The organism is Streptomyces fulvoviolaceus (genome assembly GCF_000718165.1).
Lineage (GTDB): Bacteria > Actinomycetota > Actinomycetes > Streptomycetales > Streptomycetaceae > Streptomyces > Streptomyces fulvoviolaceus.
Map to the genome: position 1 here is coordinate 37,258 of NZ_JOEY01000028.1, position 22,355 is coordinate 59,612.

Sequence of the window (22,355 nt, forward strand, 5' to 3'; positions counted from 1 at the left end):
GGTCCATCGCTGGTCTATCGCTCGTCTATCGCTTCGAGAGCACGGTCAACTGGCCCTCGTTGATGGTCACTTCGCGGCCACGGAGGATGACCTCGGCGCCCGCGCCGGTCGCGATGACCACGGCTTCCTTGGTGATGCGGATGTAGGCGCCGCCCTGGGCCTGGAGCAGGATTCCCTGCTCGGCGCCGGCGGTGTCGTTGAGTACGAGCTTGTGGGCCCCCGGTGTCTGCACGACGACGGGCTTGTTCGGCGAGTTCGCCTGCAGCTCGCGGCGCGCGTCGGGCGGCAGTTCCTCGGCGGCGCCGTACCAGCACCCGGTCCATACCGGGAAGCTGGGATCCCCCTGCTCGAACTCCACCCAGACGCCCGCGCCGGGCGGCGGCACCACGAACTGCCCCGACTCCGGCCCGGTGAACGGCAGGCAGGGCAGCGCCCAGGTGGACGGCTCGTCGCCGAGGACGTCCGGGACCTCGACGGTGATACGGCCGATGCGCAGCGGGTCGTTGTTGTCCACGACCCGGCCGCGGAACTTGCCGAGGTAGCTGTTGCCGGTTGCCGCCATGCTGAACTGCTCCTGATGTGAGGTCTGTTACGGCCGCACGGTGTCGCCGATGGCCTCCAGGCCCTCGCGCGAGATCGTGAAGTTCTGCTGGAACGAGCCCGGGCGCAGAGTGTGCGTGACGGACTTGACGTAGTAGTCGCCGTCGTACGCCCGTCCGGCGCCGCGCACACCGACCAGCTGGCGGGGCTGCAGGATGTAGCCGTGCCGGTTGACGTCGAGCGAGCCGGAGCCGGAGACGACGTCGGCGGAGACCGCGGCGCGGGCGAGCAACTCCGCCTCGGCCTGCTCGCGTTGCTGCTTGGCCGTGCCGGACAGCGTCTTGCGCTTGAGAGCCGGGGTCGGCCGCTTGCCCAGGGGCGGGCGCAGCGGGCTGATCGGCGGTTGCGGGAGGAGGGTGGACTGCCGGGTCCCGGGGTCCTGCCAGCGGGCCTGCGGTTCTTCGCGCGCCGTGCCGTCGTAGGCGAAGGTCAGCTGGTCGACAGTCGAGTTGGCGTCCATGTTGACGTTGAGGGCGTGCTGGCGGATGCCGAGGCGGACCTCAGGTCCCCAACGGGCGGAGGACTGACCGGGGTTGGGGCCGGGCTCCAGGTAGAAGGTGTAGCCGTTGGCGCGGGCGAGTTCGGTGACGTACTGGAGGTCGGTGCCGGTCTGGTAGTGCACGCGGAGGTCCTGGTGCGGGGGTTGCGCCACCTTCTCGGTGTAGACGTCGGGCCGGATGCCGTAGTCCGAGTACCGGCGGAGGATGTTGAGGACGCGCTCCGACGGCGGCAGGTTGGGATAACGGGCGGTGCGCTCCTCCAGGTCGAGGAGGAGGGTCAGGTCCTCGCCGGTGACGGTGAGGGTGGAGTGGCCGGGCTGGTTGCTGGCGCCGACCTCCTGACGGACGATCAGGCCGTCGAAGAGCACGTCGGGGGTGCCCTTGACGCTGACGGTGACGATGATCCGGGTCTTCGGGTCGAAGAACCCCTCGGGCAGCAGCCGCCGGTTGATGATCCCGTTCTTGGTGAGGTCGAAGGCCAGCTGGAAGCCGCTGCGCTCCCCCGCCGTGGCGGTGATCTGCGCGGACAGCAGCGCCTCGCTGACCTCGGCCGGGACGGGCCGGGCGAGCTTGGGCCCCATGAGGAGCGTGATGTGGACGGGGCCTTGCCCGACGGGCAGGTCAAACACGCCGGTCCCCCCGCGGGAACCCGCCGGCGAGCGGGATGTCGATGACGCGCCCGGCCTCGTCCGTCAACTCCCTCGGATCGAGTACGGGGTTGGCGTCGGCGATCTGCCACCACTGCCCGGGCTCGCCGAAGTACCGCTGCGCGAGGAGGTCGGCCCGCTCGCCGCCCCCCACTATGTGTTCCTGCGTCTCCTGCTGGTCCAGCGGGGGCAGCAACCGCCGCTTGGTGTACCGGACTTCGGTCCCGTCGGCCTGGCGGTGGATGCCGATCTCGGCGTCGTGGTACCGGCTGTTGCGCGGATACGGATGAGCGCCGGGTATCGCGCCCAGGGCGTTCTCGTACGGCTCGATGTCGGCCATGGTGTGCTGCTCAGCCCCTTCCGCTGAATGTGCCACTCAGCCCGAGCGCACCCAGCCCGGCGCCCCGCGCGGCGGCCGCGAGCCGCTCCTTCTGCGCGAGGTGCGCCATGTACAGGTCGGCGCCGCGGTGCCCGGCGGGCAGGTCGCTGACGGTGAGGATCTTCATCCCGATGCCGAGGGAGGCCCGGATGGGATTGAGGTTCACGTCGAAGGCGGACTCGTTCACGGACAGCTCGGTCAGCCGCACGGGCATGACCCGCTTGCTCCCCCACGTGAACAACGTCAACGGCATCTCGATCGGGCTGATCTCGATGGTCCCCTTCTGCGACAGCTGGCTCGCGGCCCGCAGTTGGGCCGTGGTCGGCTGCACCAGCATTTCGAGCGTGGCGAGTTGGGGGTGGATCCCGTCGGGCGCGGCGACCTCGAACTGGTCGGTCGCGTCGATCTCGGCGGTGAACTTCCAGGTCTCCTGAGCGGGGCCCTTGAGCCGGAGCGCCTCGTTTCTGTCCCCACCACCGCTGCCGCCTCCGCCGGAGTCACTGCTGTCTCCGGCGGACTGGGGGGCGAGGCTGCGTTCGAGGGTGTCCGGGTTGAACTGGAGCACGATGACGCGTTGGGGGGCGCCGGTGTCGGGGTCCACTACGACTATGCCGGAGCGGATGGGCTTGGGTATGTCTGCGTAGCGGGTCACGATTCGCCTCTGCCGCGGTCGGTGGTGTGCATGGATTCAGAGCTGTCGGATCACCATGGACCACCAGTTGTCCGACTCCTTCAGAGAGCCAGGGTCAAGGGTGGTGAGATACGCGGTGAGCAGATCCTTGTAATCAGCTTGCTGATTTTCGTCCGCTTCCATACTGAAGGCCTTGTACCTGCCGATGCGATACAGGAATTCGATGAAGTTTCCGAGCGACTCGTTGACGACTTCGATCTCGGGGTTCTCAGCGACCAGTCGCGCGAGCAGAATCCGCCCGTCCAACGGGTTCAGGTAGTAGCGAAGATCGGACTCGCTGTGCGGTGCCCCCAATGTCACGAGCGTGACCTGCGAACCGCCGATGCTGGCGGAAACACCGTCGAAGGTCTCCGGGTCAGCAACGACCTCCGCCGAGAACATCCCGGCAAGTCGGTCGGGCAGGCCGACCTCAAAGAGCTCTTCCGCCTCGATTCCGGCCGATTTGAAAACCTCACGGTCCGAGAGGTCGAGGCAGGTGATGCTGCCCGCCCCAAAGAGATCGATGAGCTGCTGCTGCGTTGCCATGATTTCCTCGCCGATGTGGTGTCTGCTTACTCATGATGAAGCGGGCTGATTCGTCGTGTTACTTCCACCATCCCTTGATGACGAACTTTACCAGTCGGCCAACTTCCAACTTCTGCATTGATGTTCGGATTTGGCGGCCGACCTTCGAGTTGGTCTTATTGTGCAGTTGCCTCATGGTCTCGGGATGGTCTTCGCCCGCCCCCTGAAGCTCACGCAGATGGTCCGCCTGCTTCTTCATCGCATATGTCCTGGCGGCTTCGGCAAGATCCGGGTCGTCCTTGAATTTGTCCATGATGTAGGTCGCGAGGGCATCGCGATACGAATCCTGAACTATGCCGCTGCGCCTGCCGGTACCATCGACCTTCTCGCCCCTGAAGGGCGAGAGTTCCACTTTTTCCTCAGACTCCCACCGCTTCAGCTCGACGACCTTGGTGACGAAGTCAATCTTGTCCATGACCTGCTCGAACTCGATGGGAATGGGGGCGCGGTCCTGCTGGCCCGGCAGCGGACGAGAGTCACCAATTCCCCTGGACTTCTTGCGTTTCACCTGCTCCCGGCCCGTACCGACAGTCTTGGTGAGCGCATCGATCAGTTTGTCGGTCTTACCCTTGGCCCAGTCGCTCGTCTTGATGTCCTGCAGGTCGTTGGGCATCCTGGCGATCATTTCCTGGAGCTCCACCTCGGAGAGGTTTGCCTCCCGGGCGCCCCTGATCTCGTTCTCCGCATCGATCTCGCGCTTCAATTCCTGGTACAGCTTCTGGAATCCCTTGGCGAAGTCCGTGTCCGATTCGTCGCCCTGAAGCAGGAACCAGTCATCGAACTCCCTGATGCCTACTCTCTTCTGGATTTCCTTCAGGACTTCGGAATCTTCGCCGTCCAGGACCAGTTGCACGCGCTGCCGGTCGGCCTCGCTCACCTTCCGTCGCGGGTTGAGCAGGGCGTTGATCGCGTACTTGGAGGAACCTTCCAGGTTCAGCTGGCTCAGGCGGTACCAGATGCGCAGGCCACTCAATGTGGCTCGCATGACCGGCTCTTTCGAACCGCGCCGGAGCATCCGGTCCAGGCGAGGCTTGATGCGTGCCACGATCTTCGCCAGCCGCGCCTCCTTGGATTCCTTCGATTCTTCGTCCTTGCGCCGCTGCTCCTGCCGCTGCCTCTTCTGCTCCTGTCGGCGGCGCTTGTCCTCGCGCAGCCGGTCCTTCTTCCTCTTGAACTGGTCACGGAGCTTCGACGCGGTGTTCTTGAGTGCCTTGCCGATCTTCGACTTCTTCAGCTTCCGACCGAGTGTCTTCGCGGCGTTGCCGACCTTCTTCAGGGCGGACTTCACGGCGCCCTTGGCCTTGGCGAGGGCCTTCCCGGCGGGAGACTTGGGCTTCCTGGGCTTGGTCGGCTTGGGGCCCTCGATCTCCTTCTTCTTCTTGGGAGGCGCCCCCTCGGGGGTCTTGTCCTTGGCGGGAGCCTGGTCCCGGTCCTTGGCCGGGCTCTGGTCCTTGTCAGGCGTCCTGTCCTTCGCCGGCCCCTGCTCCCTCTCCGGTGCCCGTCCCTTCCCAGGGCCCGTCTCCCCGTCCTTCGGCTTGGTCGCCGACGGATCCGGCTTCGCCGGGCCCTTCGGTGTCGCGTGTTCCTTCGGCTTCACCGGAGACTTCGGATCCGGCGAAGCATGACCCTTCGGCCCGCGAGCGACCGCCGGCTCCGCCAGCTTCTGCTTGGCGTTCCGCATCGCCCCCCGAGCCGAATTCACCGCCGCCCCCGCAGCCTTCTTCGCCCCGCCCCCGACCTTCTTCAGGCCCTCCATGATCTTCTGGGACATGGCCTTGAGCCGCTTGCCGACGCCCTTGGTCGCCGAAGACAGGCGGATCATCAGGAAGTTGGTGATGAAGTCCAGAAGGGCCACCACACCCGCAGCGACCACCTCCGCGAACAGGCACGCCGCCGGCCCCGCCTTCACCGCCTTCAGGTACGCCCAGAACTTCCCGAACGCCGCCAGGATCGAGCTGATGCTCTGCCAGGCCGCCATCAGGCCCTGGACGATCGTGAGGATCGCCCCGGCCGCGGGCACGATCATCGAGACGACCTTCTCGATGACCAGGGAGGCGATCATCATCGGGAGGGACGCGATGATGGCGTCCCACGCCATCTTGCCGATCTGCTTCAGCGACACGCAGCCCTTGACCAGGACGTCGATGACAGCCTTGCCCAGGCCGAGGATGCCTTCGACCTTCGTGTCGAACCACCCCTTGACCGCCACCTTGATGGCGCCCCAGAGGTGGTCGGTGATGCCGGTCTTGGCCGAGCTGCCCGCCTTGGAGATCCAGCCGCCCGGGTCGGGCGCGATGTCGGCGACCAGTGCCGCGAACTTCCCGAGCGCCTCGATGGCCGCCTGCGCGAACTTGATCGCACCGACGATGACGGCCTGGTAGATCTTGATGACCGCCTTGAGGCCCGCCTCCAAGACGTCCAGCAGCTTGTTCAGGCCGGCGGCAAGGGCGTCCAACAGGCTGTTGACCGCCTTCTTCAGGCCCTCCGCCAGCTCGTTGACCTTGGCGACGGCCGCGTCCCGCAGCCCCTCGATCGCCTTGCGGAAACGGTCCCGCAGTTCCGGGAACGCGGCCAGGAGCACGTCCCCGATCGCGATCAGGACGTCGGCGAGCGCGTTGATCGCCGCGACCGCCAGATCGCGTACGAAGTCGATGGCCTGGTTGGCCCACTCCTTGAACTTGTCGATGATCCCGTTGACGAGTTTGCGGGCGGCGTCGAAGACCGCGGTGACCGCCGCGAGCAGACCCTTGAAGAAGTCGGCGACCTTGTCGGCTATCCAGCCGAGCAGGCCTCCGGAGGGCTTCTCCTCCTCCTTCTTCTTCTCGGCCTCCTTCTCGGCGTTCTCGCGCTCGGTGTCGATCTGCGCGTTGTCCTGGTCCTTGCGCGCGCCGATCTCCTTGTCCTTGTCGTCGCGCGCCTTGACGATCTCCTTGTTCTTCTTGCCGTGCTCGTCCCCGGACTGCTTGTCCGCGTCCTCGACCTTCTTGTCCTGCTCGTTGCGCCAGTCCTCGCGCTGCTTCTGCGTCTCCTGGGCGACCCGTCCGCGTTCACCGGTCTGCTGCGAGGTGTTCCGCTCGACCTCGCGGTCGATCTCGGTCTGCTTGTCCTGCTTGGCCTGCTGCTCGCTCTGCTGGTGTTCCTTCTCCTTGTTGCCGAGGTCGCCCTGCGCCGTGCCGGCGGCACCGGTGATCTCGCCGCCCTTCTCCTGCTTGGCAACCGCGCCGACGCCCGCCTTCGGCGCGGGCGTGGCCGCGAGCTCGCCGCCCTTTCCGCGCCCGCCGCCGGAGGCCTTGCCGGTCAGCTGCTCCCGGGGCGCGTTGGGGAAGATCTGGTCCTCGCCCATGGGCTTGGCCGCGTCCTCGCGGCCGGTCGTCTGCAGGTCGGACTGCTTGTCCTTGAGCGCCTTGGCCTGGTCGTCGGTGCGCGTGGGGTCGCTCGCGCCCTCCAGGCGGATCTTCGGCGCGGGGCCGACCGTCTTGTTCTCGAGTTCCGGGTCCGTCGTGGGGATGGCGTCGGCCGCGGCCTCGACGTTCTGCGCCTCGGCCTCGCTCAGCCCCTTGTCGGGCACGGCGGGGGCCGGCGGCGGAGCCACGTCCTCGGTGGGCTGCTTGCCCTCGGCCTTGTCGCCGCCCTTCGCCTTCTGCTTCTCGGCCTGGTCCTCCGGGCCGAGCTTCTCCACCTTGCCGGTGACCTGGGCCGCCGCGGGGGCGGCCTCGGGCGGCGCCGAACGCGTCTCGGGTGCCCCCGAGGGACGTTCCTTGGTGGGCGGGGCCGCGTCGAGCCGCTGCTGCTCCTCGCCGACCTTGTTGTCCGCGGCCCTGTCGACCCCGGGCATGGCGGCAGCCGCCTGGTCGGGCGCGAGCTTGCTCACGGTCTGTACGGCGGCCTTGGGGTCCTGCCCCGAGACGTCCGGCGGCTCCTGCTCCTTCTCCTCCGGCGCGGCCTCGCCACCGCCGCCCCCACAACTCCCCTGACCTTCTTCCTTCTCCGGCGCGGGGGCCGGCGGGGCGCACCCTCCGCCGTCCTTCTCCAGGGACGCCTCGGGCCGGGGCGCGGCCGTCTCCGTGGCGGTCTGGCCGGGCGTGTCGGTCTGTTCGGCGGCCGGGCTCACCGCCGCCTGCGCGGCGGAGGGCGCGGCACCCGGTCCGGCGGCGGTCGTCGGCCCGGTCTTCTCGGCGGCGCCCACGGGTCCGCGGGGAGCAGCACCGGGCCCGGACTCCTTGGGCACACTGCTCTTGGCCTGCGGCGCCTCGCGCTCCGGCTTGGGCGGTTCGGCGCCGCGCCGGGCGGCGGGCGAGGGATTGCGGTCCTCGACCGACGTCTTCGGCGTCTGCGCCCCGGCCGGCTTGGACACGGCCGCCGCGACCGGGGACGCGACGGGCGGCGCCGGGGCCTGGACGGCCGACTGCGGCTGTACGGCCGTACGGTCCCGCTGTTCGCGGTTGTCGACCGAGGCGTCCGGCTCCTCGGAGTCGCCGTCCTGACCCGAGTCGGCGTCGTCCGCGTCCTTGCTGTGTTCCTTCTCCTGCTGCTGTTCGGGGTCGGGCTTCTCGGCCTCGGGCTCGGGCCGCTCCTTGTCCTGGGTCGCGAGGTCCGGGCCGACCTCCTGGTCGAGCGGCTTCTCGGTCTCCTGCAGGTCCTTGGTGCTGCGGTCGCGGGTCTGGGCGGCGGGCCCGTTCTCGGGCTGCGGGGCCTCGCCCTCGACGGGTCCCTCGTCCTGGCCGGGGGCCTTGGGCTCGGGTCCGGCCTCGACATCGTCGTCGGACCGCTCGCCTTCCCGCTCCTGCTCGATCTTCTCCGCCTTGGTCGGCGGCGGGGTGGGGAAGGAGGGCAGGGAGGGTTCGGCGGCGCCCGGTTCGAGCTGGTCCGCGGTCGGTACGGCGGACAGGTCGAGGTCGGCCTCGGGGAGGTGGTCCTCGGGCTTGATGGCGGGTTCGTCCTCGGCGCCCGGGGTCCGGGCGTCCTCGTCCTCGCCGCCGGCGACCTCCTTGTCGGCGCCCGCCTCGAGACCGAGCGGCCGTTCCTCCTCGCGCGGCTCGACCTCGGCGCCGCCGTCCTCGTCCTTGTCGTTCAGGCCGTGCTCGGACAGCGCGGAGTCCGGCTGTTCGGCCCGCTCGTCGACCTTTTCCGGGCGTACGGCGCCGGGCTGGGCCTTCTGCTTCGGGTCCGGCTCCTCGTTCTTGGACCCTGCGGCGGGCTGCGTCTGGTCGTCCCGGCGCTTGCGCTTGTCGGCGCCCGGGGCGCTCGCCTGCTGCGGGTCGGCCTCCTCGCGCTCGCGCTGTTCCTTGCGCTCCTCCTTGGCCTGCTCGGTGCCCTCCTGCTGCCCCTGGGCGTGCTCGTCGGCGGCCTGGTCGGTGCGGTCGCGGTCGGTGGCGGCCTGCTCGTCCTCCTGCTGCTGCTCCTGCCGGTCCTGCTGCCGGGAGGCGTTGCGCTCGTCCTCCTGCTCGGTGCGCTGCGCGGCTTCCTGGTCCTCGGTGGCGGCGTCCGCACTCGCGCGGCTGCGGTCGCTGCCGCTCTTCTCGTCGCGCGACTTGGCGTCCTGCTGTTCCTCGCGCTCGTCGGTGGCGCGCTTGTCGTCGGAACTCCGGTCGGACTCCTGCTTCTTCTTCCACTGGGTGCGTTCGACACCGAGCGCTTCGAAGAGGTCGATCTCGGGCAACGGCACGTCGGCGGGCTGCAGTTCGACGGGGCCGGGGCGGGCCTCGTCGGCGAGGTCCAGGAGTCGCTCGTACTCGGGTGTGAGCAGCCGGTTTTCCAGGCGCTCGACGACCGCGTCCTCCAACTGCTCGGACATGCGCGCGAGTTGGAGGCGTACGCGACCGGAGGCGTCGGTGGGGTCGCCGCGCAGGCTGCGCAGCACGTTGCCCGCGAGCCGGTCCACGAGGGTCGCCGGGTCGACGGCCTCGGCGCGCATCCGGTCGGCGTCGACGGTGGCGTAACGCAGCCAGCCGGGGGTGGCCTGGCCCTCCTCGACCTTCGAAGCGTCCTGCGGGGCGGATTCCGGAGCACCGGGCTGTACGACCGCCTGGGCGGCCGCCTCCGCCTCCCGCTCGATGGACTGCTGCGGCAGGCTCACGGCGCCGAGCTCGCGGCCGGCCCGCAGCGCGCCGAGACCGTGTGCGTTCTGCACGGTGTGCTGCAGCTCGTGGGTGAGCAGGCGCCGTCCCTCGTCGGTGCCGGGCTTGAAGGCGCCCTCGCGGAAGAAGACGTCCTGGCCGACGGCGACGGCGTCCGCGCCGAGCAGCTCGGTCAGCTGACCGGCGTCGCGGCCGGTGTGCAGCCGTACGCGGCTCAGGTCGTGGCCGAGCTGCTCCTCCAACTCCCGTCGTACGCCCGGGTCGAGGGGCTGTCCGGCGCCGCTGACGATGTTCTTCGGGTCGGGGGTACGGGACTTGGCGGCCCGTTCCTTGCGCTTGCGGCGGCGCTGTTCGGCGGTCTGCTCCGAACCGGCCTGCTGGCTCTGCGCGTTCACGACGTCGCCTCCCCGTGCCCGCTCAGTCCCTCGTGCACGGCTCGCGCCAGCTCCTGTCCGAGTCGTCGCGCGGACAGCCCGGAGGGCAGGGGCGCGAGGCCGCTCAGCGCGTCGACGGTCAGAGCCCCGTCGGCCGCCAGCGGCACCCCGTGTTCCCGCACCAGCCGGGTGAGCTCGCGCTCGAAGGCGGCCGAGACCCGCTCGGGGTCCGCCCGGAACCCGTCGAGCACCAGCTCCCCTATCTCCACACGGATCGCCGAAGGCTCCCGGCCCCGAGAAGTCACACCCATCCGCGGACCTCCCCCGGCGTGAGTGAGCGCTCCAGCTTCAGGTACTCGGTCCGGGCGGCGGCGAGCATGTGCCGCATCTGCAGCGGGTCGCCCTCCTCGGCGGCGAGGAAGGCCCCGGACAGCGCGATGTTGCGGATCGAGCCGCCGGCGACGGTGAGTTGGGCCAGCAGCCCGGGGTCGATGTCCTTCACCGGGGCCTGCGGCGGCAGCACCCGGCGCCAGATCTCGGCCCGCTCGTGCTCGGCCGGGAACGGGAAGTCGACGACGAAGCGGATGCGCCGCAGGAACGCCGTGTCGAGGGCGTTCTTCATGTTCGTGGTGAGGACGGCGAGGCCCCGGTAGGCCTCCATCCGCATCAGCAGATAGCTGACCTCGAGGTTGGCGTACCGGTCGTGGCTGTCCTTGACCTCGCTGCGCTTGCCGAACAGGGCGTCGGCCTCGTCGAACAGGAGGAGGGCGCCACCGCGTTCGGCGGCGTCGAAGACGCGGCGGAGGTTCTTCTCGGTCTCGCCGATGTACTTGCTGACCACCTGGGAGAGGTCGATGACGAAGAGATCGAGACCGAGCTCCTTCGCCATGACCTCGGCGGCCAGCGTCTTACCCGTTCCCGAGCCGCCCGCGAACATCGCGGTGACACCCAGCCCCCGACGCAGGGTGGCCGCAAATCCCCACTCCTGGTGGACGGTTGCCCGCTGCCGCACATGCGCGACGATCTCCCGCAGCACGCTCGTCTGCCGCTCGTGCAGCACCAGGTCGTCCCAGCCGGCCTGCGGCTCGATCCGCCGCCCCAGCTCGTCCATGCCGATCCGGGCCTCGTCGAGACCGGCCCGCCAGGCGAGTTCGGCGGCGTCCAGCTCGTCCTCGTGCGGGAGCCGGCGTCGTACGGTGGCGGCCGCGGACCGCACGACGTGCGGTGGCAGCTGGAACTGGGCGACGAGGGACCGGAGTTCACCCATCTCCAGATCGATCTCCTCGAACGCGCCCGACCACAGGCCGAGTTGCTCCTCGTCGTCGAGTCGCGGCACGACCACCCGCGCCCCGTACGACCGCTCCGAACGCAGCGGGTCCTCGCTCGACACGACCATCGGCACGGCGGCCGCGGCCAGGAACGCCTCGGTCGCCGCCCGCTGGTCGCGGTCCAGCTCGGCCACCTCGACGAGCAGCGCGGCGGGCAGCAGGATCGCCTCGCGCTGCCACAGCCGGGCGAGCCGGTCGCGCTCGGCGGGGTCGGACGGGACGTCCTCGGCGCTCATCGCGTAGAGCCCGAGGCCCGAGCGGGCGGCCGCGGCGGCGGCGAGGTCGGCCCGGCTGCGCGATTCCCCGCCGGTCAGTTCGACCAGCGGGGTCTCGGTCCCGTTCGTCCAGCCCTCGGCGACCCGGTCCGCGGCCAGATCGTACGACGGCGGCAGCGCCTCCGGCACCGGGCTGCGGCGCAACTGGCCGTGCAGCCGGGCGTCCAGGTAGGGCGAGCCGAGCAGGAAGTGCAGGATGCGCTCGTCGAGCCGGAGCCGGGTGGTCGTGAGGCGTGACGCGTCGTCCAGCTCGACGATCCGCCAACGCCTCAGCGGTGCCACGGGCGTGAGCGCGCTCCAGTGCGGCTCGGCCAGCGCGGCCAGCGCGAGCGAGAAGGTCGGGTGGGCCCGCTCGGGGTCCCCGCAGGCGGCCGCGCAGCGGGCGGCGGTCGTGGGCTCCAACTCGTGGGCGGCGGCGAGGAGGACGAGGTCCCGCTCGAAGGAGGTGAGCCCGAAGCAGGCGACGAGGGCGTCGAGGGGGGCGGTGCCGGGGCCCTCGGCGGGCACCAGAGCCGTACCGGGTACGTCGCCGCTTCCGGCGGCCCGCGCCGCGTGCGCGTCGACGCGGGCGAGAACGCGCCGGATCTCAGCGGTCAGCGTCGCGCTTCCGTCGTACACGCCCGTGCCGCCCGTTCCGTCCGTCCCCATGTCCTCACCCGCCCCCGTCGTCCCCATGTCGTCTCAGTTGTCTGTGTTCTCGGTGTTCTCGGTGTTCTCGGTGTTCTCGGCGTGCTCGGTGTTCTCGCCGCGGGGTTCCTGCTGTGCCGACTTGCTCGCCCGGGTGGTCCTGCGGGTACGCGCGGGAGTCTTGGCGGCGGCTTTCGCCGGGGTCTTCGCGGCCCGCTTGGCCACGGCTTTGGTGGGCGGTGCCTCGGCCTTGCCGACTTCCTCGGCGGGAGCCTCACTTGACGGTGTCTCAGCCACCGGCTCCACCCCCGGCGGGACCGGTGCCCCCGGCGCCCCGAACGGCAGCACCCGTACCTCGGGCCGCTCCACCGGCCTGCCCGGCACCGGGCTCTCGCGGCCGTCGATGAAGACGAGCGCCGCCTGGTAGACCACGGACAGCGCGTAGGGCGTCTGGTAGAGCATTCCCCACAGCTTCGACGTCTCGTCGACGTCCATCACCGTCGGTGTGAACCGCACCCGCTGCGCCGACTCGGCGAGGTCGCTGGCCGCCAGGTACGGGCGCTGCTCACGGGCCTGTTCGATGACGTCCTTGGGCAGGATCGGGATCTCGTGCAGCGCGCGGACCACGGCACCGATCAGCCGCTGCCCGACCAGTTCCGTCTCGTCGCCGTACGCGGTGATCAGGAAGTGCAGGTCGAGCGCCGCGGCGGGCCGCTTGACGAGTGTGCCGTCGGTGGCCCGGGTCGGCAGGTCGTTGTTGCGCTGCGAGGTGTTGGGCGTGACCTGGTACAGGAACACGGAGATGGTGGGCTCGCTCGGCGGGTCGGCCGGCGGCTTGCGCGGCTCGACCTTGACGGCCATGTCGATCTCCGGCCCCAGGTTGGACTCGATCAGCAGGGCGAGGGCCTGGGTGACATGGGCGAGGGCAAGTGCGTTGCTCATGACGTCGGTTCCTCGGTTCCTCTCGTCCTACTGGTCCCTGCTGCGTGGCTCACTCGCGCCCCCGCGCCAGGTACTCCGCCAGGCTCACGGTCGCCCCGGCGCGCCCGGTCGTGGGCGTCCGCTGCCGCCCACCGCCGGAGGGCGTGTCCCCCGCGGTGACTTCGAGACGCCCGATCTGCACCTGCACGACCTGCTCGGTCGCCCGTGCCGGCCGCCGGGCCGCGGCCTGCCGTACGGCGTCGCGGGCGGCCGTCGTGTCGGCGGCGCTGGGTCGCAGCGCCGCCGACACGACGGTGGGGGCGGCGTCCGCACCCGGGGGGGTGGGCACGGACACCGCGGTCTGTGACGGATGCCGTTCCGGCCGCCCCGAGGCGCGCCGCCCGGCGTCGGGCAGCGGCCGCGGTCCCGGCGCGAGCGGGGCGGCGGGACGCAGGAGCGGCACGTCGGCCGGGGCCGCCGGCGCCGGACGCGGAGCCGGCTGCTCCGGCGTCCGCTCCGTCCGTACGACCGTCCGCTCCCGTTCCGTGTACGTCCGCGTCTCCGCGGGCGCCGGGCGCGACACGTCCGGCAGTGGTACGGCCGACGGCGTGGCCGAGGGCCACAGCAGCGCGTCCTCGTCCGGCGCCGCGGCTCCGGCCCGTACGGCCTCGACCCGCTCGAAGGGTCCGGGCAGCCGGGGCTGCAGTCGCATCGCACTCGGGCGCGGCGCCGCATGCCGGGCGATCAGCCGGTCGAGAAAGTCGGGAACCGGCGCCCCTTCGGCGTCAGACATCCGCACACAGCTCCAGGTAGTAGCGGCGCCGCAGCGGGCTGAGCGCCAGGATCTCCGACTCGCTCCACCCGTAGGCGGTGGCGAGCAGGTGGACGTCGAGCAGCACGTCCCGTGCCCAGGCGTCCAGTTCGGTCCACAGGTAGGAGGCGATGTCGAGTTCGGCCCGGGTGGCCTGCCCGCACTCGGGGCAGGCCACATTGAGCGCCAGGTCGGCGCCCGGGTCCGCGGCCTCGACCGCCTCGGCGATCCGGCGCTGCACGGGCACGGGCAGTTCGCCGGCGGTCACGGCGGTCCCGTCGTGCACCGCCGACACGAGGCACCGGTCGAGCAGCGCCTCGCGCGGGTCCCGGGAACGGGCCGCCGCCGTCAGGTCGGCGACCCCGGGCAGCCTGAACTCGACGTCCCAGCGGTCCTGTTGGACCCGTACGACCGACTCGGCCGCAGAGCGCCCGCCCAGCGAGCCCGCGAGCTCCCCGGCGTCCAGCTCGAACTCCATGTCCGCGCCGCACGCCCGGCACGCCAGCCGCACCTGCATCCGCTCGCCGAACAGCGCCCGGCGCAACGCGAACAGGTCCGCCTCACGCTCGCCGACGGGCACCGAAGGCAGCCGCCCGGCGTCGACGTCGGGCCGCGCCGTGCGGTGCAGCAGCAGCGCACGCCCGACCGGCGCCTCGGCAAGTCCCGCCTCCCAGGCGCCCAACAGCTCGGCCGCTCCGGTGATCGCCATACCGTCCCCCCGATTGCCTCACCTACCGCCGACTCAGGCCGGGTTGAGGAAGGACGGCTCCTCCGGCTCGGGCACCTCGTAGTCCCGCTCCCAGCCCTCGCACTCGAGCTTCAGCGACTGGATGGCCACCGCGTTGGCGTTGGCGTCCAGTTCGCCGAGCACCTGGTACTCGCTGGGCCAGGTCCGGTAGAGCTTGTGCGAGACAGCGACCTGCCCGGCCTCGTTGAGGACCTGGATGACGATGTCCTTGCGGAAGTCGGCCAGAGACACCTCGGAGCCGAGCCCCGCGCCGACCTGCCAGACCTTGTTGGCCCAGCGGTCGAACTCGGGGTCGTGGGTCACCCCGCGTTCGAGGGTGATGCCCTCGAACTCCGAGCGGCCCGGCGACTTGCGCGGGGAGGAGGGGTCGCCGCCGTGCCGGTGCTTGACGACCTCGGTGGTCCGCTTGAGCGGACTGATCTTGCTGATGCCGGCGACCGTACGACCGTCCCACAGGACCAGGAACTTGAAGTTCTTGTAGGGGTCGAATCGATGCGCGTTGACCGTGAACTCAGCCATCGGATTCCTTCAGCTCTCCGTGTTTCCGTGGGCGCTAAGCGCTCCGCTGGTTATGCGGTTCGTTCTCCGCGGGCCGGTGGGGGCTGGTCGCTCCCCCACTCTCGGCTTCGCTCGAGCGGGGGGACCCCCATCGCGGCGGAGCCGCATCTCGATACAGCCCCGCGCCCCTTACGGGGCGCGATCCGCAGCCGACTTCACCAGGCCCGGTCAGAGAGCGAACTGGCCCGACGTCTGCTGGATCTTGACGACGACGAACTCGGCCGGGCGGACCGGCGCGATGCCGACCAGGACATTGACGATGCCGTTGGCCACGTCCTCGTCCGTCGTGGTCTCGCTGTCGCACTTGACGAAGTACGCCTCACGCGGGGTGCTGCCCTTGAAGGCGCCCTGGCGGAAGAGCGTGTGCAGGTACGAGGAGGCGCCGAGGCGGATCTGCTGCCACAGGCTCTCGTCGTTGGGCTCGAACACGACCCACTGCAGGCCGCGTTGGAGGCTCTCCTCCACATGCAGCGCGAGCCGCCGCACGGGCACGTACTTCCACTCGCTGTCGAGCGCGTCGGAGCCCTCGAGGGTGCGCGCGCCCCAGACGAGGGGCCCGGACACCGGGAAGGTCCGCAGGCAGTTGACGCCGAGTGGGTTGAGCAGCCCGGTCTCGCGGTCGGTGAGGTCGACGGTGAGCGAGTGCACGCCCACGAGCTGCGCCTCGGTGCCGGCCGGCGCCTTCCACACCCCGCGCTCGGAGTCGGTGCGGGCGATGACCCCCGCGACCGCGCCGGACGGCGGGAAGGAGCGCAGCCGCCCGGTGAGCGGGTCGGTGAGCTGCAGGTGCGGGAAGTACAGGCCGGCGTGGTTGCCGCGGACGGCGTCGAAGGCGGCGATCCCGGCGCGTGCGGTGTCGACGCTCACCCAGGTGCCGGGCGCGTCGACCAGCAGGAAGATGCGCCGTTCCTGGCACAGCCGCTGGGCCGCCGAGACGACGGTGAGGGCGTCCTCGGTCTTCTCGTACGACGCCAGCTCGGGCAGCGCGAGCAGGTTGACGTCGGGCACCCCGCGCAGGGCCTGGATGCCGGTCTTGTCGGCCTCGGAGCCGATGAGGTCGCGCGGTCCGGGCGCCTCGCCGTCCTCGCCGCCCTCCAGCGGGAAGACGGGCGGGTTGACCGAGGCCTCCAGGCCCAGGTCGTTGGCGCACTCGCCGACGAAGCGGACGACGTCCTCGGGGTCGGTGGAGCCCGCGACGACCTGCAACCGCCGCCCGAAGGAGGTGACTTCGGCGCCCGCGAAGGCGTGCTTGCCGGGCGCGTCGGGCAGCGCCCGCAGCTTGCGCTCCAGGAGCAGCGCCAACTCGGCCACGGAGGCCGGGGCTTCGCCGTCGCAGTCGGGGTCGTAGAGGGTGAACTCGCGCTCGACGTCACCGATCTTCACCGTCAGGTCGACGGCGAGGTCGGGCAGTTCGTGCCCGAAGGGCTTGGAGACGGTGCCCGACGGGTCGGGGCGCCCCTCGCCGACGGCCTCGACGCGGATGAGCCGCGACCCGGCGTTGATCACGGTCGGCGCGTACCGGCCTCCCCCAGAGGGGGTACCCCCAGCCGTGTCCATCGACAGCCCGGTGAAGCTCTCGCGGGCGTCGCCCTTGGCGTCGTACACCCGCAGGTTGAAGGTCTCGTCGGGGCTCGGGGTGTCGTAGTCGACGGCGACGCGCAGGCCGTTGCCCCACACGCCGGGTTCCTTGGCGTGCACTTCGAGGACGCGGCTCTCGCTGTGGCCCTCGGTGGACTCCAGGACGACGCAGGCGGCCTTGCCGCTGCCGGCCTTGGCGACCCGGACGATCACGGCGACGGAGCCGCCGTTGCCGAAGAACTGGTGGACCGCGTAGGCGACGGCGCTCTGCGAGCTCAGCCCGCCGAAGCGGCGCTCGAAGTCGGCGAAGCCGGTGACGCGCACCGGTTCGTTGAGCGGACCGCGCCGGGTGTGTCCCACGAAGGCGGTCACCGATGTGGTCACGGCGGAGATGGTGCGGGTGCTGCTGGGAAGCTCTTCGACATAGACGCCGGGATACGTCGGCCTGGCGGCGCTCACTGCATTCGTCGGCATTCCCCCTCCAATCCCTTTTCGGGCACCGGTTGACAGGCACCAAGAGACGGCAGAGGAGATTGTCCGTTCGCGGCGCACGCGGAGGTCCCACCGCACGCGCAGAGGTCGCGTCGGCCCGCGGCACCGCATCAGTTTCCCCCGTCAGCACCCCGGAGCGGACGGCCGCCCGGGGTCAAGCAAGCACGCTTGTGACTCCTGATGCTCAAGTGCTCAATCCACCGTGGTGGGTCGGGAGTTGGACAACAAGACGTGTTCACGCCAGCCCTGAGGGAGGTTCGATGAAGGGCACCGCGCATGACTCGCACACGATGTGCGCATGTCACAACAGGCACTTCACAGGTTTCACACAGACGATGATCTAGCAGAATGGGGGCATGCCCCGACGCACCTCGCATCTCCGGCCCCAGAAGCCCTCCGCCCCTGGTCACAAGCCCTCATGTCCTTGCGATCTTGCGGAGACGTACGAAGAGTGCTGTGGCCGATTCCACGGGGGTGCGGCCGCGGCACCGACCGCCGAATCGCTGATGCGTTCGCGCTACAGCGCTTTCGTGAAGCGTGACGAGGGGTACCTGCTGCGCACCTGGCACCCTCGAACGCGCCCCGGACAGGTCGAGTTCGACCCCGGGATGCGCTGGACGGGCCTGGAGATCCTCGCCACGAGCGACGGCTCGGCCTTCCACACCACCGGCACCGTGACCTTCCGCGCCTCCTTCAAGGGCGGTTCACTGCACGAGCGCAGCCGTTTCGAGCGGGTCGACGGCGCATGGGTGTACGTGGACGGGGAGTTCCTCGACTGAGGGACTGCTGAGGAACTAAGGCGCGAGGATGTCGAGTTCCTGCAGGGCGCCGACCGTGATCTCCCGGGTCAGCGACTCCGCGCGGACCGCGTCACCGGCCCGGACCGCCTCGGCGACCTGGACGTGCAGGGTGACGGCGGCCGGGTCGGGGTCCTCGAACATGACCTCGTGATGGGTGCGGCCCGCGAGGACCTCGGCGACGACGTCGCCGAGGCGGGCGAACATCTCGTTGCCGGAAGCGTTGAGGATCACCCGATGGAAGGCCATGTCGTGGATGAGATAGCCCTCCAGCCGGTGGCCGCGTGAGTTGGCGACCATCCCGAGGGCGCACTCGGTGAGTTCGGCGCACTGCTCGGCGGTGGCGTGCTTCGCGGCGAGGCCCGCCGCGATCGGCTCGACCGCGGAGCGCAGCACGGTCAGCGAGCGCAGTTGCTGCGGGCGGTCGGCGCCGGCCAGTCGCCAGCGGATGACCTGGGGGTCGTAGACGTTCCACTCGGACTTGGGCCGCACCGTCACGCCCACGCGGCGGCGGGACTCGACCAGGTGCATGGACTCCAGGACCCGGACCGCCTCGCGCATCACGGAGCGGGAGACATCGAAGCTCTGCGCCAGCTCATCGGTGCGCAGGACGCTGCCCGGCGGGTACTCGCCCGCGGTGATCGCGGGGCCGAGGGACTCCAGTACATGGCCGTGCAGCCCCCGGCCCGAAGTGCTCATGCACTCAGCGTACGGGGCACGTCACAGGAACAAAAAGTCAGACTTATTTGTCACAGACTCTTGAATTCGTCGTACCTAATCGGTTTCAGTGGCGTCGACATCACGTGTCGAAGAAGACAGCAGTCAGTGAGGTAGCGATGAACACCCCCCATGTCGTCGTGGTCATGGGCGTCGCGGGCACCGGCAAGACCACCATCGGTCCCCTGCTCGCGGCCCGGCTCGGCGTTCCGTACGCCGAGGGCGACGACTTCCACCCCCAGGCCAACATCGCCAAGATGTCGGCCGGCAGCCCGCTCACGGACGAGGACCGGTGGCCCTGGCTGGACGCCATCGGCGCCTGGGCGGACGGGCGGACGGGGCTCGGCGGGGTGGTCAGCAGCTCGGCGCTGAAGCGGTCGTACCGCGACCGGCTGCGGGTCGCCGCGCCCGGCGTGGTCTTCGTGCACCTCACGGGCGACCGCAAGCTCATCGAGGACCGGATGTCGCACCGCCAGGGGCACTTCATGCCGACCGCGCTGCTCGACTCCCAGTTCGCCACGCTCCAGCCGCTGGAGCAGGACGAAGCGGGTGTCGCGGTGGACGTCACCGGCAGCCCCGAGCAGATCACCGAACGGGCCGTGAAGGCGCTCGCCGAACTCCCGTAACCCCCCGCACCCCCTCTCCCCCATCCCCGTACCTGCAAGGGAACCCCCGTGACCAGACTCAGTGTCGAGATGCTGGCAGCGGACACCGTCGAGCCGATCACCTCGGCGGGCCACGCTCAGCTGGGCATCGCAGTCCTGGCGGGCATCGCCGTCATCGTCCTGCTCATCACCAAGTTCAAGCTCCACGCCTTCCTGTCGCTGACCATCGGGTCACTGGCGCTGGGCGCGTTCGCCGGAGCGCCGCTCGACAAGGCCATCACCAGCTTCACGACCGGCCTCGGCACCACGGTCGCCGGCGTCGGCGTGCTGATCGCGCTGGGCGCGATCCTCGGCAAGATGCTCGCCGACTCCGGCGGCGCCGACCAGATCGTCGACACGATCCTCGCCAAGGCCGGCGGCCGCTCGATGCCGTGGGCGATGGTGCTGATCGCCTCGGTGATCGGTCTGCCGCTGTTCTTCGAGGTCGGCGTCGTGCTGCTGATCCCGGTCGTGCTGATGGTCGCCAAGCGCGGCAACTACTCGCTCATGCGCATCGGCATCCCGGCGCTCGCGGGCCTGTCCGTGATGCACGGCCTGGTCCCGCCGCACCCCGGCCCGCTGGTCGCGATCGACGCGGTCAAGGCCAACCTCGGTGTGACGCTCGCGCTCGGTGTGCTCGTCGCCATCCCGACGGTGATCATCGCCGGTCCGCTGTTCTCCAAGGTCGCGGCCCGCTGGGTGGACGTCCCGGCACCGGACCGCATGATTCCGCAGCGCGCCACCGAGGACCTGGAGAAGCGCCCCGGCTTCGGCGCGACCCTGGCCACGATCCTGCTGCCGGTCGTCCTGATGCTCTCCAAGGCGCTGGTCGACATCGTCGTGGACGACCCCGAGAACACCGTCCAGCGCGTCTTCGACGTCATCGGCTCTCCGCTGATCGCCCTGCTCGCCTCGGTGCTCCTGGGCATCTTCACGCTGCTGCGGCCCGCCGGGTTCGGCAAGGAGCGCCTGACCCCGCTGGTCGAGAAGGGCCTCGCGCCCATCGCCGGCATCCTCCTGATCGTCGGCGCGGGCGGCGGCTTCAAGCAGACCCTGATCGACACCGGCGTGGGCGCCATGATCCTGGACATCTCCGAGGACTGGTCGATCCCGGCACTGCTGCTGGCCTGGCTGATCGCGGTGGCCATCCGCCTCGCCACGGGTTCGGCGACGGTGGCGACGGTCTCGGCAGCCGGTCTGGTCGCCCCGCTGGCCGCCGACATGTCGACGACCCACGCGGCCCTGCTGGTCCTCGCCATCGGCGCCGGCTCGCTCTTCTTCAGCCATGTCAACGACGCCGGGTTCTGGCTGGTGAAGGAGTACTTCGGCCTGGACGTCGGCCAGACCATCAAGACCTGGTCCGTCATGGAGACGATCATCTCGGTGGTCGCGGGCGGTCTGGTGCTGCTGCTCTCGCTGATCATTTAGCGCTACGGCGCTGAGGGCCTGTGTCACGTCCACGGCCGGATCAGCACGCGTCGCCCGATGCGTGCGATCGCAAGGCGCCGGAGCCGCCCTCGATGGGCCCCCGCTCGAGCGAAGTCGAGCGGGGGGAGGAGCCACGTGGGCGTTTCGGCAACGCCGTGACGGTGCGTGCCAGACGGTGCGTGCCAGGCGGCGCGCGCCCGGCCGGGGACGTGACACAGACCCTCGGGACACCCCCTGTAGGCCTACGGCCGCCACAGGGGGTGTTCGCGTTCCGCCCACTCCTTGCTCACCGAGCCGGTGCGCAGGCCCCGGCGGGCCTCCGGGTCGCCGAGGGCCATGCCGATGTGGCCGGCGAGGACGATGCCGATGGTCAGGGCGAGCCAGTCGTGGACGAAGGTCGCGCTGGTGCGCCACTGGATCGGGGTGAGGTGGGTGAACCACATCAGCAGGCCCGTGCCGAGCATGACCAGGCTCGCGCCGGCGATCCAGGCGGCGTAGACCTTCTGCCCGGCGTTGAACTTGCCGGCGGGCCGGGACGCGCGGCGTTTGTCGCGGCGCAGGGCGGCGCGCAGCCAGACGCGGTCGTGCGGGCCGAAGCGGTTCAGGAAGCCGAGGTCGGCGCGGAAGGCGCGGGAGGCGAGGCCCACCAGGACAGGCACCGGCAAGGCGAGCCCGGACCACTCGTGGACGCGGACGACCAGCTCGCGGCGGCCGACGAGTTCGGCGAGCTGCGGGACGTAGAGGCAGGCGGCGGTCACCACGCACACGCCCATCAGCGCGGCCGTCGTGCGGTGGACCCACCGTTGGACGGGGCCGAAACGCCGGATTCTCGTGGCGGCCGTCGGTGCGTCAACTCGTAGGTTCATCGTCCCGCCCGTTCGAGTTGCCCACCCAGGCGTCGACGTCGTAGCCGCGCTCCTCCCAGTAGCCGGGCTCCACGTCCTCGGTGACGGTGATGCCGGAGAGCCACTTGGCGGACTTGTAGAAGTACATGGGCGCCACGTAGAGGCGGACCGGGCCGCCGTGGGAGTGGCCGAGGTCCTTGTCCTGCATGCGCAGGGCGACCAGGACGTCCGCGCGGCGGGCCTGGTCGAGGGTGAGGCTCTCGGTGTACGCGCCGTCGAAGCAGGTGAAGCGCACGGCGCCCGCCTTCGCCTGCACCCCTGCGGCATCGAGCAGCCGGGACAGCCGTACGCCTTCGAACGGCGTGTCCGGGACCCGCCAGCCCGTCACGCACTGCACGTCCTTGACCATCCGGGTCTGGGGCAGGGCGCGCAGGTCGGCCAGGGTGTAGGTCTTCGGGCGGTCGACGAGACCGTCCACCTTGAGCTGGTAGTTCTCGGCGTTCTTGTGGGGCACGGAGGACGTGACCGAGTAGTAGCGGAAGCCGCCGCCGTTCGGGAGCAGACCCGTCAGTCCGGTGGGGTCCTTGTCGGCGGCACCCCCGAGGAAGGCCTCCAGGCCGCGTTGCAGGGTGGGCGCGGCGACCACGCCGAGCGCGCCCAGGCCGAGGGTGCCGAGGAGGACACGGCGGCCGATGGGCGTGCCGCGCTGCTCCTCGGGTTGTTCGGAGTTCACGTATTCATTCGAACATCCGCG

19 protein-coding genes are annotated in these 22,355 nt (G+C 70.4%); 3 read left to right on the top strand and 16 right to left on the bottom strand.

The annotated features are described in order from the left end of the window. Positions 1–25 precede the first annotated feature (25 nt). The 13 genes from IG08_RS0128595 to IG08_RS0128655 form a co-directional block, all read right to left on the bottom strand. Entirely contained in the window at positions 26–562 is a 537-nt protein-coding gene (locus IG08_RS0128595) for a phage baseplate assembly protein V (RefSeq protein WP_030608481.1), read from the bottom strand. Positions 563–589: 27 nt separating this feature from the next. After that, a complete protein-coding gene (locus IG08_RS0128600) occupies positions 590–1,729 on the bottom strand; it encodes a hypothetical protein (protein ID WP_030608484.1) in 1,140 nt (379 codons plus the stop codon). Continuing rightward, positions 1,722–2,087: a hypothetical protein gene (locus IG08_RS0128605; RefSeq protein WP_030608487.1), complete on the bottom strand. Its 366-nt coding sequence runs from the start codon at positions 2,085–2,087 to the stop codon at positions 1,722–1,724. Before IG08_RS0128605 ends, IG08_RS0128600 begins: the two co-directional genes overlap by 8 nt. A 10-nt stretch (positions 2,088–2,097) precedes the next feature. After that, positions 2,098–2,778: a hypothetical protein gene (locus IG08_RS0128610; protein WP_030608490.1), complete on the bottom strand. Its 681-nt coding sequence runs from the start codon at positions 2,776–2,778 to the stop codon at positions 2,098–2,100. 36 nt (positions 2,779–2,814) lie between these two features. Beyond that, complete coding sequence (locus IG08_RS0128615) at positions 2,815–3,342, bottom strand: SUKH-4 family immunity protein (protein ID WP_030608494.1); 528 nt, start codon at positions 3,340–3,342, stop codon at positions 2,815–2,817. Between the two features lie 58 nt (positions 3,343–3,400). Beyond that, entirely contained in the window at positions 3,401–9,853 is a 6,453-nt protein-coding gene (locus tag IG08_RS0128620) for an eCIS core domain-containing protein (protein WP_234342998.1), read from the bottom strand. Next, positions 9,850–10,143: a hypothetical protein gene (locus tag IG08_RS0128625; protein ID WP_030608500.1), complete on the bottom strand. Its 294-nt coding sequence runs from the start codon at positions 10,141–10,143 to the stop codon at positions 9,850–9,852. Before IG08_RS0128625 ends, IG08_RS0128620 begins: the two co-directional genes overlap by 4 nt. Further along, the gene (locus IG08_RS0128630; RefSeq protein ID WP_030608502.1) at positions 10,134–12,083 is read right to left on the bottom strand and encodes an ATP-binding protein; all 1,950 of its coding nucleotides are present in this window, start codon (positions 12,081–12,083) and stop codon (positions 10,134–10,136) included. Before IG08_RS0128630 ends, IG08_RS0128625 begins: the two co-directional genes overlap by 10 nt. 33 nt (positions 12,084–12,116) lie before the next feature. Beyond that, a complete protein-coding gene (locus IG08_RS0128635) occupies positions 12,117–13,004 on the bottom strand; it encodes a Pvc16 family protein (protein WP_052424920.1) in 888 nt (295 codons plus the stop codon). A gap of 49 nt (positions 13,005–13,053) precedes the next feature. Continuing rightward, positions 13,054–13,776 (bottom strand): hypothetical protein, encoded by a 723-nt coding sequence (locus IG08_RS0128640; protein ID WP_030608505.1) that lies wholly within the window; start codon positions 13,774–13,776, stop codon positions 13,054–13,056. Then, the gene (locus IG08_RS0128645; RefSeq protein ID WP_030608508.1) at positions 13,769–14,503 is read right to left on the bottom strand and encodes a T4 family baseplate hub assembly chaperone; all 735 of its coding nucleotides are present in this window, start codon (positions 14,501–14,503) and stop codon (positions 13,769–13,771) included. The genes IG08_RS0128640 and IG08_RS0128645 overlap by 8 nt, the downstream gene beginning before the upstream one ends. A 33-nt stretch (positions 14,504–14,536) precedes the next feature. Then, a complete protein-coding gene (locus IG08_RS0128650) occupies positions 14,537–15,061 on the bottom strand; it encodes a phage tail protein (protein ID WP_004003113.1) in 525 nt (174 codons plus the stop codon). Between the two features lie 207 nt (positions 15,062–15,268). After that, positions 15,269–17,152: a phage tail sheath subtilisin-like domain-containing protein gene (locus IG08_RS0128655; RefSeq protein WP_030608512.1), complete on the bottom strand. Its 1,884-nt coding sequence runs from the start codon at positions 17,150–17,152 to the stop codon at positions 15,269–15,271. Between the two features lie 374 nt (positions 17,153–17,526). Between IG08_RS0128655 and IG08_RS57485 the strand changes: the two genes are divergently transcribed. Then, complete coding sequence (locus IG08_RS57485; RefSeq protein ID WP_078655789.1) at positions 17,527–17,949, top strand: YchJ family protein; 423 nt, start codon at positions 17,527–17,529, stop codon at positions 17,947–17,949. 15 nt (positions 17,950–17,964) lie between these two features. Here IG08_RS57485 and IG08_RS0128665 read toward each other — a convergent pair whose 3' ends face one another. Beyond that, the gene (locus IG08_RS0128665) at positions 17,965–18,666 is read right to left on the bottom strand and encodes a FadR/GntR family transcriptional regulator (protein ID WP_030608518.1); all 702 of its coding nucleotides are present in this window, start codon (positions 18,664–18,666) and stop codon (positions 17,965–17,967) included. Positions 18,667–18,803: 137 nt separating this feature from the next. Between IG08_RS0128665 and IG08_RS0128670 the strand changes: the two genes are divergently transcribed. Together IG08_RS0128670 and IG08_RS0128675 are read left to right on the top strand one after the other, a co-directional pair. Further along, positions 18,804–19,310 (top strand): gluconokinase, encoded by a 507-nt coding sequence (locus tag IG08_RS0128670; RefSeq protein ID WP_030608521.1) that lies wholly within the window; start codon positions 18,804–18,806, stop codon positions 19,308–19,310. A gap of 48 nt (positions 19,311–19,358) precedes the next feature. Beyond that, positions 19,359–20,756, top strand: a complete 1,398-nt coding sequence (locus tag IG08_RS0128675) for a GntP family permease (RefSeq protein ID WP_030608524.1) — start codon at positions 19,359–19,361, stop codon at positions 20,754–20,756. Between the two features lie 242 nt (positions 20,757–20,998). Here IG08_RS0128675 and IG08_RS0128680 read toward each other — a convergent pair whose 3' ends face one another. Both IG08_RS0128680 and IG08_RS0128685 read right to left on the bottom strand, forming a co-directional pair. Next, positions 20,999–21,622 (bottom strand): cytochrome b/b6 domain-containing protein, encoded by a 624-nt coding sequence (locus tag IG08_RS0128680; RefSeq protein ID WP_030608526.1) that lies wholly within the window; start codon positions 21,620–21,622, stop codon positions 20,999–21,001. Further along, the gene (locus IG08_RS0128685; RefSeq protein WP_030608529.1) at positions 21,606–22,334 is read right to left on the bottom strand and encodes a molybdopterin-dependent oxidoreductase; all 729 of its coding nucleotides are present in this window, start codon (positions 22,332–22,334) and stop codon (positions 21,606–21,608) included. The genes IG08_RS0128680 and IG08_RS0128685 overlap by 17 nt, the downstream gene beginning before the upstream one ends. Between the last annotated feature and the right edge of the window lie 21 nt (positions 22,335–22,355).

What these genes read in the sequence shown, in the direction of transcription:
- IG08_RS0128635 (WP_052424920.1), bottom strand. Translation starts at nt 13,004, where the DNA reads ATGAGCAACGCACTTGCCCTCGCCCATGTCACCCAGGCCCTCGCCCTG.
- IG08_RS0128665 (WP_030608518.1), bottom strand. Translation starts at nt 18,666, where the DNA reads ATGAGCACTTCGGGCCGGGGGCTGCACGGCCATGTACTGGAGTCCCTC.
- IG08_RS0128670 (WP_030608521.1), top strand. Translation starts at nt 18,804, where the DNA reads ATGAACACCCCCCATGTCGTCGTGGTCATGGGCGTCGCGGGCACCGGC.
- IG08_RS0128595 (WP_030608481.1), bottom strand. Translation starts at nt 562, where the DNA reads ATGGCGGCAACCGGCAACAGCTACCTCGGCAAGTTCCGCGGCCGGGTC.
- IG08_RS0128615 (WP_030608494.1), bottom strand. Translation starts at nt 3,342, where the DNA reads ATGGCAACGCAGCAGCAGCTCATCGATCTCTTTGGGGCGGGCAGCATC.
- IG08_RS0128640 (WP_030608505.1), bottom strand. Translation starts at nt 13,776, where the DNA reads ATGTCTGACGCCGAAGGGGCGCCGGTTCCCGACTTTCTCGACCGGCTG.
- IG08_RS0128680 (WP_030608526.1), bottom strand. Translation starts at nt 21,622, where the DNA reads ATGAACCTACGAGTTGACGCACCGACGGCCGCCACGAGAATCCGGCGT.
- IG08_RS0128655 (WP_030608512.1), bottom strand. Translation starts at nt 17,152, where the DNA reads ATGCCGACGAATGCAGTGAGCGCCGCCAGGCCGACGTATCCCGGCGTC.
- IG08_RS0128650 (WP_004003113.1), bottom strand. Translation starts at nt 15,061, where the DNA reads ATGGCTGAGTTCACGGTCAACGCGCATCGATTCGACCCCTACAAGAAC.
- IG08_RS0128630 (WP_030608502.1), bottom strand. Translation starts at nt 12,083, where the DNA reads ATGGGGACGGACGGAACGGGCGGCACGGGCGTGTACGACGGAAGCGCG.
- IG08_RS0128605 (WP_030608487.1), bottom strand. Translation starts at nt 2,087, where the DNA reads ATGGCCGACATCGAGCCGTACGAGAACGCCCTGGGCGCGATACCCGGC.
- IG08_RS0128645 (WP_030608508.1), bottom strand. Translation starts at nt 14,503, where the DNA reads ATGGCGATCACCGGAGCGGCCGAGCTGTTGGGCGCCTGGGAGGCGGGA.
- IG08_RS57485 (WP_078655789.1), top strand. Translation starts at nt 17,527, where the DNA reads ATGCCCCGACGCACCTCGCATCTCCGGCCCCAGAAGCCCTCCGCCCCT.
- IG08_RS0128625 (WP_030608500.1), bottom strand. Translation starts at nt 10,143, where the DNA reads ATGGGTGTGACTTCTCGGGGCCGGGAGCCTTCGGCGATCCGTGTGGAG.